Here is a 16,286-nt window from a genome sequence, read left to right as displayed (position 1 = left end):
GACTTGACCCTTTTATATGCTATATTCATGTTATTACGGTCAAGTATCCTTTCAAGCAGGTTTTCGGGATATTCATTGCCACCGTCTTGTCCTTTCTCAGACGTAGACGAGACATTCGGCACTCCGGCAATACCTTCGGGTTCCACCCTATTCTTTTGCAGGTAGTCTTCGATTTGAAGTTGTCTGCTTTCAACATGTCTCGAAGTGTCTTTCAAAATTCTAAAACCTCCTATCGTTCTGTCCTTCCCTAGCGTATATATCCGCGTGGTACTATGACATCTGCTGACTTCTGACAGTTCAGCCACACATCACTGCATGGGTTATCATGGCGAAAATACATTCTCTGCTTGATATATCTGTCAGATCTCCCCGATTAAGACCAGTAACTTTCATCCCATATCGCTGCTGCATTTACACTGTAAGCTTTGGGTAGCATTGGATTTCGTTTTGTTTAGCAAACTCATCCGGCTCACATTTGCCTTATATGCAGTTTCTGTACGTCAGCGCGGGACTTTGCCTCCAGCTTCCTTCAGATTCCACCTCACGATGGACACCCTTGCCTTTGGCTAACGGTTGGCACTATCAACCCCCGTATTGGACTTTCACCAACAAGTAAGCGCCCATGCTGGGCGCACAAGAATAAGCAGCCCTCCACCAGTCGGAGGGCTGCTTGCGCGATGTCGTTTATCCGATGGAAACCCGCTCTAAGACTCCCATCTTCTAAAAGTGGGAGTTTAAGAGGCTTCCCTGGAAGTCGGTCGACTAAACTTCAGCTGGGGTTAAAACCCCCACCTGAAGCTAAGTCTCTCTTTATTGTTGTGGCTCGACCTTATCCATGATGACCACTATGGGCGTTAGAAGAATCACCCGAAGATTGCTCACTCTGCTCTGGGCCGCTGTGATCGCTGCTCATGTCCACAGAATTCACCAAATCAGACATCATCTGATGAAAACTCATATCCTGTTGTAGCATCTGCTTCATAACCGCTTGCATCTCGGGAGTTTTCATAACATCTTTCATTGCCTTTTGCATTTCGGGGTTTTTCAGCATTTCAATACACTGTTTTTGCATTTCCGGTGTTTTCATCATTTCAGCCATGGCCTTAGGATTCATGTTCCCCATCATAGCACCCATCTGATTTGTCTGAGTTTCACATGCCTGAGGTGATTTCTCGGCCGCGCTGGCTATTGTAGGGCTGACACCTAAACCAAACACAGAAGCGGTTACAAGACCACCAACAACCCAAATTGCGAATTTCTTATTCATTACAAAATCCTCCATAAGTATAATATTTTTTGAAACTCCATGATTTCTTTGTTACATTATAACACTCGCTTTGCCCCATAATAGCGTTTAACGAAATATGCTTCGTTCATATCACTAATGGCTACTATGCCTTGGGAAAAGGAAGTATGGATAAATTTATCGCCGCCGATATAAATGCCCACATGGGACGCGCCTGGCTCATAGGTGGTGAAATAAACCAGGTCTCCCGGCTGCAGCGCTGCCGGTGATACCGTCCGCCCGACCAGGAACTGCAAGTCGGCGGTACGGGGTAGATTGATGCCGGCCTGCCGGTAAATATACTGCACCAACCCGGAGCAGTCAAACCCCTGGGAAGGGGAAGCCCCGCCCCATACCACCGGCTGACCAAGCATATTCCGGGCTGATGCTAAAATTTGCGCAGTCTGACCGTTGGGTAAAGCTGGAATACGGGCGGCCATTTGCTGTTCATCGACGACCGGCATAACAGCCCCGGCCAGAATGGAGTCAATCGACTGGACAAACTGGTTATACCCGGGAGCCGGAGCGGCCTGAACCTCTGCCGTTCGGCTTAGCAACGTGCCGGCCAGTACGACGATTAGCACCCATTTGGTCATCGTCCGCTCCTCCTTTCCGAGCCAATTAATGACTCATGCTTTGCAGGTGGGTCGTAGTTTGCTTCATAAGATCCTGCATGGATTTTGCTTTACCCTCCAGGGCACTTGGATCTGCTTTCCCTGAGTTTACACTATCTTTAATTTCAACTGCTGCTTTACGCAGTTTATCTTTTAAACTGGCATCCATCATATGAGGCATGACCTTATCGGTGGTACTCACCAGTTGCGCGGCGCTCTTTTGCGCATCCATCGTTTGACCGGCCTTCACCTGCTTAACCACGTCTTGCAGGGATTTATCCAGGTCTTTCATCATAGGCATCGGATCTTCCTTTGGCATTGCTGCGCTGTGCCCCTGATGCCCGGATGCTTGCTCCTGACTTGCCGGCGGCTGGGCAACAGTTTTTTCACTGGAGCCACACCCCGCCACCAGAGACATCACTACGGCAATGGCTAAAACGCCGAACAATACTTTACTTTTTTTCATAATTTACAGCCTCCAATATGTTCTATATCTTATTTCAAAGGTTATGTTATTTGCTATGGGTGGGGGCATGAATCCCCCCACCACAACTTCGTTAGTTTAGATAACCGCGCTTAGTCGGCAGTGTGCGAGTTACCGGATACCGGTGGGTTCTTGCGCTCGCGCCACTTGTTCCAGACCAAGTAGATGCAGGGCAACACGATCAGGGTCAAAATCGTAGAAGTAACCAGACCGCCCACGACGACAGTAGCCATCGGACGCTGCACCTCAGCGCCGGTGCCGGAGGCAAAGATGAGCGGGAACAAGCCCAAACTAGCAACCAAAGCGGTAATCATAACCGGCCTCAATCGGGTGAAGGCACCTTCAATAATGGCTTCTTCCAACGACCGGTGGTCGCGCAGGTGTTTGATATAGGTTACCATGATGACCCCGTTTTGCACCGCAATCCCAAAGAGGGCAATGAAGCCGACAGCCGCCGCTACCGTCATATAGGTGCCGGTAAGGTACATGGCCACAATGCCGCCCACTAGGGAGAAGGGGATGTTCATCAGGATAAGGAAAGCATCGCTGGCCGACTTGAAGGTCATATAGAGCAAGAAGAAGGTAAGCACGATGACCGCTGGCACTACCAGCGACAGCCGGTCTTTCGCCCGTTGCTGATTTTCATACTGACCGGTCCATTTCAGAGAATAGCCGGCCGGCAAGTCAACTTTTTCTTTGATGACTTGATTGGCTTCATTTACAAAGCTGACGACGTCCCGGCCCCGGGTATTCATCTGCACGATCATCCGGTAGACGCCGTTTTCACTGCTGATCATCGACGGACCGTCCACCACCTGGAACTGAGCCACTTCGCCCAGCTGTACATAGGCGCCGGTAGCTGGACCGGCTGCTGTGGCAGCTGGACCGCCCCCCATGCCGCCCATCGCGCCAGCGCTGCTTTTCGCCGCAGCACCGCCATCGGTTACCGGAATGAGGATATTTTGCATGGCATCAATGGTTTCCCGGTTTTCCCGGTTGTAACGCACCAAGACGTTAAAGCGTTTGCGGCCTTCGATGGTAGTGGTAGCATTTTTGCCGCCTACCGCTAATTCTACGGCGTCTTCAACATCGGCAATGCTCAGACCGTATCGGGCTGCTTTTTCCCGGTTGACCTGAATTTCCAGATAGGAAGCGCCAAAGACCCGTTCTGCCAGCAGATCGCTGACCCCTGGCACCGTTGCCAGCGCTTTTTCAATGTCGAAGGCTTTTTGCTGCAGCACCTTGAGGTCTTCCCCATAGAGTTTGATGCCCAATTCGGTACGAACCCCGGTGGTCAGCATGGATAACCGGCCGGCAATCGGCTGGGTAAAGGCTAAGTTGAGTCCGGGGAGGTTGGCCAGTCTGACCATCATTTCCTGTTCAATCGCCTCCTTGGTCATACCAGGCCGCCACTGGTCTTTGGGTTTTAAGGTGACGATGGTTTCAATCATGCTGATCGGCGCCGGGTCCATGGCCGACTCGGCCCGGCCCACTTTGCCCACCGACATGTCGATTTCCGGAATTTCCATGATCACTTTATCCATGGTTTTGGCTGCTTCCAGCGCTTCCGTAAGTGACACACTGGGCAGCATGGTTGGCATCACCAGGAATGTCCCTTCATCCAAAGCCGGCATAAAGGTGGTGCCGATAAGCGGCAACAGCGAGAATCCGGCAATCATTACCACTACAGCAATAACAATCGTGGTTTTACTGTGCTTTAATACTGATTTTAATGTAGGCACATACCATTGATGCAGCTTGGCGACAATCCAGGTGTCCTTTTCTTCGATCTTGCCTCTGAGTAAAAGGGTACACAGCACGGGTACCAGCGTGAATGCCAGCAGTAACGAGCCACTCATGGCAAAAGATTTCGCCCAAGCCATCGGGGTATACATCTTGCCTTCGGTACCGGTCATGGTGAATACCGGCAAGAAGGTGACAATGATAATCGTGATGGAAAAGAAGATGGGCGCGGCCACTTCTTTGGCCGCTTCTAGTGTTACGTCGATAATATTCCGCCGGCCGCGGTCTTCGGCCAAATGCCGGAAGATATTTTCCACCATAACAATGGCCGCGTCAGTCATGACGCCGATGCCGATGGCAATGCCGCCAAGTGACATCAAATTAGCCGACAAGTGAATCTGTTTCATGGCAATCAGCGCAATCAGGATGCCAATGGGGATGGCACTGGTGACAATCAGGCTGGACCGGACATTGCCTAAAAAGGCGACGACAATGATGGATACTAAAATGAATTCTTCAAGCAATGCCCTAGTCAGCGTATTAACCGCTTTTTTCACCAGATCGGTCTGGTCGTAAAAAGGTACGATCCGCATGCCTTCCGGCAAGGATGGCTGAATCTCGGCAATCTTGGCTTTCACTTGGTCGATCACGTTCAGTGTGTTTTCGCCCATGCGTTGAATAACGATCCCCCCGGCCGCTTCATAGCCGGATTTGGTCAGCACGCCCCGGCGAAAATCGGGCCCAGCGGTTACATTGGCCACATCTTTGATATAAATGGGTACATTGTTATTTTGCGAGATCACAATGTTCTTAATGTCGTCAGGAGACTGGATTAAACCAAGTCCGCGGATGATAAATTCCTGACCGTTTTGTTCGACAACTTTGGCGCCGATGTTGGCGTTATTAGCGCCAAGCGCCCCAAATACCTGGTTGAAAGTGATCCGGTAGCTTTGCAGGAGCTGAGGATCAAGATTGATCTGGTACTGCATCACATAGCCGCCAATGCTGGCGACTTCGGCTACTCCAGGCACGGCGCTCAGTTGCTGTTTGATGGTAAAATCCTCAACGGTACGTAATTCAGCCAGGTTATGGCGATCACTTTCCACTGTATACATAAAGACCTGGCCCATCGGTGTGCTGACCGGACCCAAGGCCGGCTGTACGCCGCGTGGCAATTGAGGAATGGCCTGTTGCACTTTTTCATTTACTACTTGGCGGGCAAAGTACGGATCTACCCCGTCTTCAAAGATAACAGTTATGAGAGACATTCCGAAAGACGAAGCCGAACGCACTTCTTTAACCTTTGGCAGTCCTCGCAGTGCCGTTTCCAGCGGATAGGTCACCTGGTCCTGAATTTCTTGTGGCCCCCGGCCCATCCAGTCGGCTGAGACTAGCACCTGGTTTTCACTCAGGTCAGGAAAAGCGTCAATGGGGGTGTCGCGTACGGTAAAAACGCCCCAGACAATGACCAGCGCGGACAACACCAGGATAATCACGCGATTTTTCAGGGAAAACTCGATTAATTTATTGAGCATGCTGATCCTCCTTAATGTCCGCTATGGCCGCTGTGTTCGCCCCCGGCAGCCGGTGCGCCCGGTACAGCAGGTGCAGCAGGTGCGGTCGGTGACTGGATCGGAGCAGCCGCGCCGCTGGCAGCAGGTGCTGGTGTAGCGGCTCCTGAGCCACCATGACCGGCATGGCTGCCGAAGCTGCCTAATTTGGTCTGGGAATCAATGAGGAAGGTTGCGGCTGTTACCACTGTGTCTCCAGGCTGCAGTCCGGACAGGATCTGAATATAGCCATCAGCGTGCTGTCCTATGACTACGTCTCGTTTAACAAAGGTATCTTCGCTTTGGGCCACAAAGACGATTTTACGGCTGCCGGAATCTAGCAGACTGGATTCGGGTATAACTAGGCTGTCGCCCAGCGGGATTTGCACATTAGCATTCACAAACATATTGGGCTTCAGTCTACCTGCAGGATTGGCCATTTCGACCCGGACTTTGACCGTCCGGGTGGCATCATCGAGCACCGGGTTAATGAAGGTCACATTCCCATTAAAGGTTTCCCCCGGGTAGGCACCACTGGTCACTGCAACTGGTTGACCTGGTTTAATGCCTGCAATGTCTTTTTCGTAAATATCGGCATACAGCCAAACAGTAGCTAAGTCCGATAGGCTATACAGTTTGTCACCAGGCATAATGAATGCTCCCGGCAGCAACTGTTTTTCCAGCACAGTTCCGCCGAACTGGGCATAGATGGTCATATGATCCTTGGCTTGCCGGGTATGCTCCAGATGAGTGATTTCACTGTCAGGCACATTTATGAGTTGCAGTTTGCGCCGGGCTGCTTCCAGCAGGCGGTTGTTGATCTGGACTACATCTTTGCTGGCGTTTTTCAGTTTTTGCACAGTTTCCAGAGTTAACAAATATTCCTCCTGAGCAGCAATATAGGTTGGGCTATATACAGACGCAATAGCCTGTCCAGGGGCAATATATTGCCCCTCAGCAGTTACGTACAGTTCATCCACCCGTCCTTCGACCCGGGAAGTGATGTAGGTCCGGCCGCTTTCATTCATGGCAATCTTGCCGGTGGTTTTGATTTCCTTGGCCAGCGACTTAACGATTGCTTGCGCGGTTTGCACCCCAGCCAATTGTCGGGCCTTGGCGTCTAGGGTGACTGTATCGCCCATGGCCATAACCGCGGCATTCGTTTGGTGTCCAGTATGGTCTACAGCCGCTGGTTTATTGTGCTGCATGGTATAGTAGTAGCCGGCACCGCCTATTACCAGAACACCAGCGGTCACACCAATGATAAGTTTCTTTTTGGCCTGTAGTTTTTCGATCATGCTGCCCTCTCCTTTTTCTGGCTTACTCATTATGGCTGTGCACCACTGGTGAACAAGGGTTTCCCTACTGCTTTTTCCAGATTGGCCGCCGCTTTTTCATAATCCACTTTAGCTTTATATAAGCCGAGTTTAGCGTTGCGAAGGGTATTAACGCCTTCCAGGACAGTCATAAAGTCAACTTTGCCGTTGGTATACCCTATAACAGCAGCCTGGTAGGTCTGTTCGGCCTGGGGAATGATGGTATTCTTATATAGTTCAATCTGACGCCAGGTTGCCTGTGATTCGGTCAGAGTCATTTGGACATCAAGTTCGGTCATGTTTTTCATATTTTGCAAGGCAGCTTCTGAAGCTTCGAAGCTGGCCTGCGCTGCTTTTATTTCGGCTTTGTTTTTACCTTGCCAGATGGGAAGCATCGCCATGACTTCAATCTTCCATGTCGGTTTTCGGTCACCAAGCATTAATGTAGTATTCATTGGGTCCATAGGGTCCACTTGTGATTCCACCATCGGCTCCCTATTCTTTTTGTACCCTAAACGGACTTCAAAATCAGGCAACTGTTGCTTTTTCGCTAAATCGATCCCGTTCTTGGCCATTTCCACCTGATACTGCATCCCAGCTACTGATGGCTTACTTTCAGTCGCAGTTTTAATAAGGCCTCCCAAATCAAAATTGGGTGGAGGTGCTGTAAATTCTTCCTTAACTTCAAAGCTGGTATTCGTACTGCGCCCCATCAGGTTGTTGATCCTTGCTTTAGCCACAGCCTCCATCGACGCCATATTTAACAGATCAATTGTCATTTGAGAAAACTCAGTCTGGGCTTTCAGCGTATCCTGCAGTGGCACCATACCGGTGGAGTAATTGATTTGTGCCAATTTCGCGAGCTGACCCATGAGCTGCTGGCTCTCCTTACCAATTACCAGCGCTTGTTTGGAATAAAGGTAATCGTAATAGGCCTGTTTTGCCTGTACATAGACCTCAACCTGTTTCTCACCCCAGCCGGCTTTGGTCATGTTTGCTTCATTCTCTGCCATCTTACCCATAGCTTTAAGCTTAGATGGATTCATAATTTCCTGGCTGAGGCCAAATTCGGTCATCATACCTTTACCTGGATTCAAACTTGAGGTTGGGATATCGTCCTTCATAATCCCGATTTTAAGATTAGGCTGTGCTGTGACTGCGGGAATGCGACTGGACTTCTCCTCCCATTTTTTTTCGGTTTCTACAACTGCCGGATTGTTTTTGATCGCGTTATTCACGATCTCTTGCAGAGTCATGGGCTGCTCCTCTGCGAACACTGGCTGCAAATTAGCTGCGAGCATAATACCGAATACGATGAATGCTCTTAAAATGCCAGTATTGGACATGCTACTCATTGTTCAACCTCCCTGGAGTTAATTTATTAGCTCTGGATCTAAGAGCTTATATAGAGGTGTAGGTCTTAGCTACACCGGCTAACTGCTAATTTTCCTCCAACATGGTACTTGACCAAACTCTTTACTATACTATACCTTAAAGTTTTGAAGAACTAATGAAGAAACTATGAAAATATGATGAATTTCCGCAAAAAATTATACTGCTATTACTATAGAAATCTGGTAGTGCTGCGGTCAATGGCATCAGTAAAAATCAACTCTACCTTTTTGAAAAAGCTATATCTAGATGAATCTGGCGATTTTATTCAAAACTTCAATAGAATTGCCAAATTTACACATAGCGTCACAGTCACGACGTACATCAGAAAATAACAGATATGAGATCAAGTTCCTTTGCCCTCGAAATGATGGCCGCCGTAGCTGAGCCTGTATCTCTTTTTCCCTTTTATCAGGAGCAACCAAATACATGTTACAAACGCCTATAGAAAGGGATAAATCATAAAGCCGGAGCATCCCCGAGTAAATAGAGGTACTTTTCTCAACTTCAAAAGCAGCGATGATTTTTCCAGCTTGGTCCAGCCAAATGATATCAATTAGTGCTACTGTATCGCCTATAGGATCGGCTATATCATTCAATGGAAGATTGGATATTGAGAGTTCTCCCAATTTGGTGCTGTTCCATTCCCTTTTATGATCATTATGAGCGACCCAAACGTTACATCCGAGTGATTTCCCCAGTTTAGCAAGATGGTATTGCATTTCACTGTGCTCATTGTCGGCTAAAACATCCTCTAAAACTTCTCTATGCCGTTTACTTCTAGACGCTAATAGTTTCTTCTCTTCCAAGCTGATCACCTGGGTATAATTTTGTTCAGTTACAATTCTCCCAGTCCCTATTTCAAAGAGCATACCGGCTATCATGCCAAGATCTTTCGAAGTCATGTTGCGATAGTTTTGGTTTGCACTAATTATGGATTCTCTCATTTCCAAATAGGCAGTCCAGGATCCTAGCTTTAGTTTTTTATTGAATAACAAATTAAAACCATTCACAATCGCGGTATTAAACGGTGGAAACAAGGATGGCTGAAGAAAATATAGGATGTTGGCTACTGCCGGACCTAGACCCTTTATCTGTTGCCGATCCAATTTAACTATTTCTTCTACTATTTGCCGCTCGTTAGATGCTGCAGAACACGCCTTTAAAAATCGGCTAAAAGCCTGTTTATTTGCTGCGTTTTCATATATATCGGGGATACGGAGCTTGGGTTTCCAGTAGAACGCATGGGCTGCGCCTTCGAACACCTGCTTTTGTTCCGCTATTGCCGTTATTACTGTCTCAAGGGATGAGCCTTTAAAATCATTACCAAATGTGTTTTCTTCAATCTCTTTTACTACTACTTTTACACCATTTTTTATTGTGCGAAATGCCTTTAAACGCTCCTGGTTATCTAAGAACCATGTTTGATAGACAGATTCCGGGTCTGACTTATATTCGTGAATTGTTTTTTCAATACTCATACTTTTCCCCCCGCGCATCTAATTCCTAATAGAATTCGGATAGGACTAGAATACCCCTGCAAATTTGGCAACGCAACATCGAATCCGCATAATGAGCAAGAGATCCCCAAATTACTCTAGGATAGAAATTGCGGGACCACTCTAACATCAAATAGAATCACTCTCATATAAGCAGCATCCACCCTTTCACTACAGTCTTCGAAATTATTTGCTAGCTATTGATACATCTACACCGTTGCGAATATAAAAAAGCTGCATAGCCTCGAGGGAGAGCTAGACAGCTTTTTTCGTTGTGGTACTCTACTATCTATTCCCGGATGTTCAACTATTGTTTTGGAATGTCCGTGCTTTGCTGATTGGAGTGACAGCTCGCAGTGTCATTCATCATGCCTCGGCCAGTCATGTCGTTCATCATAGAACCCATGTTAGCCATATGCTCATCCATTACTTTGGCTTGTTCTGGCGTCAGGTCACCGTCTTTTACATGCTGCTCAACCATTTTTTTATGCATCTCGTTCATATATCCCGTATTCATCATACCCTGTGAGGGCGATTCAGCAAATGCGAAGGTGGCACCCAACGCGATAACCAGCAATACTGCCAGACCTATAATTAAGCCTTTCCTCATTTTGTGTTCCTCCTTTGTTTGGATTTGCCTTTATTATAACAAGTCTTTATGAAGAACTTGTGAATATTTCATGAAGAACTTGTGTGAATTAACTCTATAAAGCGAGACTTAGCTTCAGGTGGGGTTTTAACCCCATCTGAAGTTTAGTCGACCAACTTCCAGGGACTTAGCCGCTCGCCTGTGCCCTTTGGGTATAACTTCCACTTGTGGGAGTCTTAGAACGGCTTGGTCATTGGATAAAATACCTATATTTTCATCGGAGTAAATAAAATACGCAAAAGCCTGCGACGCAGGCTTTTGCGTATTTTCCAGTCCTGTAAGAAAGTATAACTTTCCGTCTGGATAAGGGCAAATCGACTTCCGCTTTCGCCAAAGGCTCGGCGCAAGCCGTGTTTTCTTTACCGGATCTTTAATTAAACCACGTCAAAGCCAGCCTCTTCTACGGCTTTCACAAGCGCACCCCGGTTAGCAGTACCGGTTACAAGTGCTTCTTTTTTTGCCAGGTCAACACTGGCACTTACCACTCCCGGAATAGCTTGGAGAGCCTTTTCAACACTCATTTTACAATGTCCGCAGGACATACCCTCAATTTTCAATATCGTTTCCTCTTGACTCACAACATCACCTCCCCTCGTATATGACTCAGCATAGTAACTCCCTGCATTAGGCCCTATACGGGTTGAACCGTTTCAGTCTAAGTGCATTGGTTACCACCGAAACCGAACTAAAGGCCATTGCCGCGCCTGCCAGCACGGGTGATAGAAATCCTGCTGCCGCAACTGGAATGCCAAGCGAATTATAGACAAGCGCCCAGAATAGATTCTGTTTAATGTTCCGCATAGTTGCCTTACTTAAGCGAATGGCAGCCACAATACCAGTCAGGTCACCCCGCATTAGCGTAATATCTGCCGCCTCAATAGCAACATCGGTGCCTGTGCCAATAGCAAAGCCTACGTCGACGGTTGCCAGCGCCGGAGCATCGTTATGCCGTCACCAACCATAGCCACAACCTTACCCTCTTTTTTGAGTGCTGCTACCTTTTCAGCTTTATTCTCTGGCAATACCTCGGCCATAACATTGTCTATGCCAACCGTTTGAGCCATGGCCTGAGCGGTACGAATATTATCTCCTGTTATCATCCATACTTCTATGCCCATCGTTTGCAGCTCGGATACAGCTTGAGCCGAATTCTCTTTCACGGTATCAGCTACAGCGAACAAACCGCTGAGCTTGTTTTCTAAGGCAAATAACATGACTGTCTTACCCTGCAATTCCAACTCTTCGATTTGAGTAACAGATGATTCAAACTCAATATTACTTTCTTGCATTAGCTTGCGAGTACCCAGTAAAATTCGTTTACCTTCAATGGTAACCTCGACCCCATGCCCCGGAATGGCGGTGAATGACTCAGGGTCTTCCAGGGGTATTCCTTCTTTTTGCCCATACTTAACAATAGCTTGTGCCAAGGGATGCTCGGAGTTTTTCTCTGCCCTGACAGCCAGCCTCACTAGTTCATCTTCTGCAAGCCCAGCCAGCGCCACAATATCGGTAACTTCAGGTTCACCCTTGGTAATTGTGCCTGTTTTATCAAGAACAATGGTTGTCAGTCTATGGGCATTCTCTAAGTGCTCAGCGCCTTTTATCAAGATCCCGTTTTCCGCACCTTTACCTGTCCCCACCATAATCGAGGTCGGTGTAGCTAACCCAAGTGCGCAAGGACAAGCGATGACTAATACGGCAGTGAAATTAACCAACGCCCGCGAGAAATTGCCTGGGTCCAGGATAAAGAACCATGCCGCAAAGGTTAGCAGCGCCAAGCCTACAACGACCGGTACAAAATATGCTGATACCACGTCGGCAAAGCGCTGAATCGGTGCTTTCGACCCTTGGGCTTCTTCCACAATCCGCACAATCTGCGCCAAGGCGGTATCTTTGCCAACCTTAGTAGCCTCAAATTTAAAGGTGCCTAATTTGTTAATGGTTGCGCCGACTACCTGGTCACCGGTCTTTTTATCAACAGCAAACTCTCACCGGTAAGCATTGATTCATCCATCGTTGATGTCCCGTCAACTATAACGCCGTCGACCGGTACTTTTTCACCAGGGCGCACGACTACAATATCGCCGACCAGGACCGATTCAACCGGGATGTCCAATTCCAGCCCCTCACGCAACACCCTGGCCGTCTTGGCCTGTAGCCCCATCAGGGCTTTAATCGCCTCAGAGGTCCGCCCCTTGGCAGTGGCTTCCAGCAATTTACCCAAAATAATCAAGGTTATTAAAATAGCCGATGTTTCAAAATACAAGTCAGGTGCCTGGCGCAGTACGTTAGCTACACTGTAGAAATACGCAGCCGAAGTTCCAAGCGCGACCAGAACATCCATGTTCGCGCTGCCGTTCTTAAGCACCATATAAGCCCCTCGGTAAAACTGCCAGCCTGCAATAAATTGGACAGGAGTTAGCTTTCTCCACCGCCAGGTTGACAACAGCATTGGCTACGCCAGGCAGCTTGTTCAAGCCTCTTTCCACGCGACCTGAGCATGCCGCGCAGGTCATACCGGTAATCTTTAAGTCCACCTTATCCTTGACAACCTGATAGCCTAAATCCTCAATCTTATGCGCTATCTCACTCAGGCTAATCTGCGAGCGATCATAGGTTACAGAAGCCTTCTCCGTTGCCAGATTGACGGCAGCCTTTTCTACTCCTTTGAGTTTGGCGAGCCCGCGTTCCACCCTGCCTGAGCAGGCAGCACATGTCATGCCTCCTATTTTTAAAAATGTAGTCTCTAGAGATGCTCCGTTTGACTCGGTCATAATTTTCACCCCTTAAATTCTTGTAGCACCCTCACTCTATTCAATAACTGAGCCTCTAAGAAGAGTGACTCAGTCTATCTTTATTTTGTGAATTTGGATAAGACACCCATTAATTCATCAACAGCTTCTTCTGTACGGTTTTCTTTTATGGCATTAACCACACAACTTTTTGTATAGCTCTCAATCATAATTAGCGCCACCTGATTAAGTGCCGCCCGAGCCGCCATAATCTGCTGCAGGACATCCACGCAATAGCGGCCCTCATCTATCATTTTTTCAATCCCGTTGATTTGTCCGCTGGTTCGCCTCAGTCTTTTTTTGATATCAGTCTTTTCCTTGTCATCTAACATATAAGTTCCAATACTATACCCCCGTATAGTATGTATTGTAAGACTAAAATAATGAACTGTCAATGCTTTTAGTCTTGCCTAAGAAAAAACAGGCTAACCATACTGAATTAATTACTCTGCTGTTGGGATAATAAGATAAGAATTTTACAGGGAGGATTACTCATGCCGACAGTACTAGACGCCCCTACTAAGATGCAAACTTGTATCGATGCTTGCAACGCATGCATGCAAGCTTGCGAAGAATGCTTGTCTTTGTGCCTACAAGAGGCTGATGCCAAAGCGAGAACCCACTGTATCAACATGCTCCGTGACTGTGCTGACATATGCGCGATGTCTGCCCAATATATGGCCCGGGGCAGTCATCATGCCAAACAGCTATGTTCTCTCTGCGCAAGCATCTGCGATGCCTGCGCCAGTGACTGCGCCCAATTTAGAGACCCCCATTGCCAGCGGTGCGCTGACGCTTGCCAGACCTGTGCCAATGAATGCAGGAAAATGGTGCAGTAACAGCAACTTGCCCCCGTCACCTAAGCACAGTGCTTAAGTAACGGGGGCATAGCTTTTTTACTAGTGAACTATTGTATCTGTGTCAGAAGGAGCGAACGACACAATTTTGATTACAATGCGATAAGGAAGACAAACAATTTGCTGAGGCGCGTGCTGGATCCATCCCATCTTATTGCAGTCCTGGTTGGGACAATCAGCTTCTCGCACCCGAATTCTGGTATCCTGAACCTCAATAATATCATAGTGGGAATCGCCACCAATCCGGATTTCTTGCTTATACCCCTCTTTGAGCGGCACAGTTTTATATAAGATACCCTCCACCCATATTTCGGCCTGCTGCTCGCCACCTGCAGCCGCTATTGAAATGTTGAGTCCAATACCGGCTACAGATATGAGGAGTAATAAAACAACCAATACTTTATCAGCCTTTGTCATACCTACCATTTGCGGTCAGCGCCTCCTCCTCCTCCTGACCCGCCACCGTAACCGCCACCGCCGCCACCGCGGAAACGTAAGAAAGATAATAAGAGTAAAGTAATACTGCCGCCGAAGAATAACCAATCACCTGCTACCAGTGCGGCCAAACCAACAAAAGCTATCCATTGCAGCCATCCGGGCAATCCATTCCACCAGGTAGCGATACCTAGTCTTGCATCGGTTGCTTTATTTTTTTCATTTGCTCGTACATCTTTACCGTACTCATCAGAGATAGCACTGACCAACGCCTTGTATCCCGTCCACACGCCACGGCTATAGTCACCCTGCTGAAAATACGGCAGCACTGATTCATCTAGAATTCTACCTGCTTTGGCATCATTGAGTACTCCCTCTAAACCATATCCGACCTCAATTCGCGACTGCTTGTCATTTACTGCAATTAGTAGTAAGACACCATTATTCTGGGTCTTGTCACCGATGCCCCACTTGCGGAGAATACCGAGGGCATATTCCTCAATCAGCATACCTTCTAACGAATTCACGGTGACAACAACCACTTGCGCCTTAGTGGTTTCTGCTATCTTCCTACCTAGTTTATTAATCTTAGCCTTAGTTTCATCAGATAATACGCCTGCGTAATCCTGTACATACCGGCTGCTGACCGGCGCAGGCGGTATTGTCGTCTGTGCTGAGGCCACGGCAGTCACTGCCAAAGATATCACAAGTATAAGCCAAACCAGTAACTTCCTCATTCTAGTCACCTACTTATCTAACTCTTTAGATTAATTGTACTCTTTCAGTATGAAGAAGTTATGAATATTTGGTGAAGAACTTATGTTTTTATATATTCTAATTGTTATCGTCCCTTGTCCTCAATGTTATATCATATTTCTTGAAAGAGAAGACGGCTAGTGCTAAACACTAACCGTCTTCCTACTTTAGGAAATTTCCTCTGTATCAAATTCGACCATAATGCAATCTCCCTCTGGTTTATCACCATATACGATTCGCAAGCCGCCGGCCGTTACCTCGACTTCTTTCTCACCTGTGGTGAGATTACACGTTACCGAAATCTTATATATCACATTTTACCCCTTTCCATCGTTATCACAGGTATGACACGTTTTCCCTTCTCACGGCACTTGATGCACCGGCTGGCATGGGCTTCAAGTTGAACCTTTAGCTCTATGGCTTCATTAGTGAAAGCTTCCAGTGTAGTCTGAAGCTTAACCAGCAGCCAGGTTGCCACCGCGATGGGAAACCCCACCTGCCCGATTACCTGCCAGACATCCATAGCCCACCTACTTTTTACACTAGCGCTACGCTATCAGAGATGCGGACAATGGCCTCTACTCGGCTAACCAGTTCGCTGCCGCGATTGACCAAAATGTTTTTTGCAATAATGGTATCCATGGCGGTGTTGACCTGAGCCAAAGTTAAATCGTCCTTAGGATCCGGCAGGCTAAGAGTGACCTCTTTACCAACGGAATCGCGGAACGTCATGTCCAAATACTTTTTCATCGATTAGTACCTCCCTTCTTTTTATTCAAAAACCTTGGTTCCAGTTACTGGTTAATGAGATTGCAGCGCTCAGTTAAGGCAACGTCGGTAACAGTATGTTTCTGCAAATCGGCAAGCGCTTGGGCAACATCAAAAACATTCTGTTCAGTTGCGTTAGACTTCAG

At 47.6% G+C, this 16,286-nt stretch carries 18 protein-coding genes and 2 pseudogenes; 1 reads left to right on the top strand and 19 read right to left on the bottom strand.

From position 1 onward, the window contains the following. The 14 genes and pseudogenes from VN379_RS07925 to VN379_RS07870 all read right to left on the bottom strand — a co-directional run. Positions 1-215, bottom strand: a pseudogene (locus VN379_RS07925) (group II intron reverse transcriptase/maturase); the annotation flags it as partial. 614 nt (positions 216-829) lie between these two features. After that, positions 830-1,267, bottom strand: a complete 438-nt coding sequence (locus VN379_RS07920; protein ID WP_325527243.1) for a GerD family protein — start codon at positions 1,265-1,267, stop codon at positions 830-832. Between the two features lie 56 nt (positions 1,268-1,323). Continuing rightward, a complete protein-coding gene (locus VN379_RS07915) occupies positions 1,324-1,881 on the bottom strand; it encodes a C40 family peptidase (protein ID WP_325527245.1) in 558 nt (185 codons plus the stop codon). 25 nt (positions 1,882-1,906) lie between these two features. Continuing rightward, positions 1,907-2,365: a hypothetical protein gene (locus VN379_RS07910; protein ID WP_325532578.1), complete on the bottom strand. Its 459-nt coding sequence runs from the start codon at positions 2,363-2,365 to the stop codon at positions 1,907-1,909. Positions 2,366-2,475: 110 nt separating this feature from the next. Beyond that, the gene (locus VN379_RS07905) at positions 2,476-5,661 is read right to left on the bottom strand and encodes a CusA/CzcA family heavy metal efflux RND transporter (protein ID WP_325532576.1); all 3,186 of its coding nucleotides are present in this window, start codon (positions 5,659-5,661) and stop codon (positions 2,476-2,478) included. Between the two features lie 11 nt (positions 5,662-5,672). After that, positions 5,673-6,974 (bottom strand): efflux RND transporter periplasmic adaptor subunit, encoded by a 1,302-nt coding sequence (locus VN379_RS07900; protein WP_325532574.1) that lies wholly within the window; start codon positions 6,972-6,974, stop codon positions 5,673-5,675. A 29-nt stretch (positions 6,975-7,003) separates the two neighbouring features. Continuing rightward, positions 7,004-8,347 (bottom strand): TolC family protein, encoded by a 1,344-nt coding sequence (locus VN379_RS07895; RefSeq protein WP_325532572.1) that lies wholly within the window; start codon positions 8,345-8,347, stop codon positions 7,004-7,006. Between the two features lie 282 nt (positions 8,348-8,629). Then, positions 8,630-9,865, bottom strand: coding sequence for a type II restriction endonuclease (locus VN379_RS07890; protein ID WP_325532570.1), 1,236 nt, complete (start codon positions 9,863-9,865; stop codon positions 8,630-8,632). Positions 9,866-10,190: 325 nt separating this feature from the next. Then, on the bottom strand, positions 10,191-10,493 hold the full coding sequence (locus tag VN379_RS07885; protein WP_325522471.1) for a hypothetical protein: 303 nt from the start codon (positions 10,491-10,493) through the stop codon (positions 10,191-10,193). A 413-nt stretch (positions 10,494-10,906) separates the two neighbouring features. Then, on the bottom strand, positions 10,907-11,110 hold the full coding sequence (locus VN379_RS07880) for a CopZ family metallochaperone (protein ID WP_325532568.1): 204 nt from the start codon (positions 11,108-11,110) through the stop codon (positions 10,907-10,909). A 46-nt stretch (positions 11,111-11,156) separates the two neighbouring features. After that, a complete protein-coding gene (locus tag VN379_RS25265; RefSeq protein ID WP_422663622.1) occupies positions 11,157-11,387 on the bottom strand; it encodes a hypothetical protein in 231 nt (76 codons plus the stop codon). A gap of 59 nt (positions 11,388-11,446) precedes the next feature. Further along, positions 11,447-12,714, bottom strand: a pseudogene (locus tag VN379_RS25260) (hypothetical protein); the annotation flags it as partial. Between the two features lie 178 nt (positions 12,715-12,892). Continuing rightward, complete coding sequence (locus tag VN379_RS25255) at positions 12,893-13,306, bottom strand: copper ion binding protein (protein ID WP_422663621.1); 414 nt, start codon at positions 13,304-13,306, stop codon at positions 12,893-12,895. A gap of 80 nt (positions 13,307-13,386) precedes the next feature. Then, positions 13,387-13,656 carry a metal-sensitive transcriptional regulator gene (locus VN379_RS07870; protein WP_325532566.1) on the bottom strand — a complete coding sequence of 90 codons (270 nt, stop codon included), beginning with the start codon at positions 13,654-13,656 and terminating at the stop codon, positions 13,387-13,389. Between the two features lie 162 nt (positions 13,657-13,818). Between VN379_RS07870 and VN379_RS07865 the strand changes: the two genes are divergently transcribed. Beyond that, on the top strand, positions 13,819-14,163 hold the full coding sequence (locus tag VN379_RS07865; protein ID WP_325532564.1) for a four-helix bundle copper-binding protein: 345 nt from the start codon (positions 13,819-13,821) through the stop codon (positions 14,161-14,163). Positions 14,164-14,223: 60 nt separating this feature from the next. On the opposite strand, the gene VN379_RS07860 is transcribed toward VN379_RS07865, so the two are convergent. From VN379_RS07860 to VN379_RS07840, 5 genes are all read right to left on the bottom strand, one after another. Then, on the bottom strand, positions 14,224-14,607 hold the full coding sequence (locus tag VN379_RS07860; RefSeq protein ID WP_325532562.1) for a NusG domain II-containing protein: 384 nt from the start codon (positions 14,605-14,607) through the stop codon (positions 14,224-14,226). Continuing rightward, entirely contained in the window at positions 14,601-15,353 is a 753-nt protein-coding gene (locus VN379_RS07855) for a TPM domain-containing protein (protein WP_325532559.1), read from the bottom strand. The genes VN379_RS07860 and VN379_RS07855 overlap by 7 nt, the downstream gene beginning before the upstream one ends. 186 nt (positions 15,354-15,539) lie before the next feature. Continuing rightward, entirely contained in the window at positions 15,540-15,686 is a 147-nt protein-coding gene (locus VN379_RS07850) for a hypothetical protein (RefSeq protein ID WP_325532557.1), read from the bottom strand. Continuing rightward, positions 15,683-15,895, bottom strand: coding sequence for a YvrJ family protein (locus VN379_RS07845; protein WP_325532555.1), 213 nt, complete (start codon positions 15,893-15,895; stop codon positions 15,683-15,685). Before VN379_RS07845 ends, VN379_RS07850 begins: the two co-directional genes overlap by 4 nt. Positions 15,896-15,909: 14 nt before the next feature. Continuing rightward, entirely contained in the window at positions 15,910-16,122 is a 213-nt protein-coding gene (locus VN379_RS07840; protein ID WP_084574435.1) for a DUF2922 domain-containing protein, read from the bottom strand. Positions 16,123-16,286 lie beyond the last annotated feature (164 nt).

The sequence above is a fragment of the Sporomusa sp. genome (assembly GCF_035561255.1).
In the GTDB taxonomy this organism is placed as follows: domain Bacteria; phylum Bacillota; class Negativicutes; order Sporomusales; family Sporomusaceae; genus Sporomusa.
The sequence above is the reverse complement of the archived record's forward strand: the minus strand, read 5'-3'. Positions and strand labels throughout refer to the sequence as shown.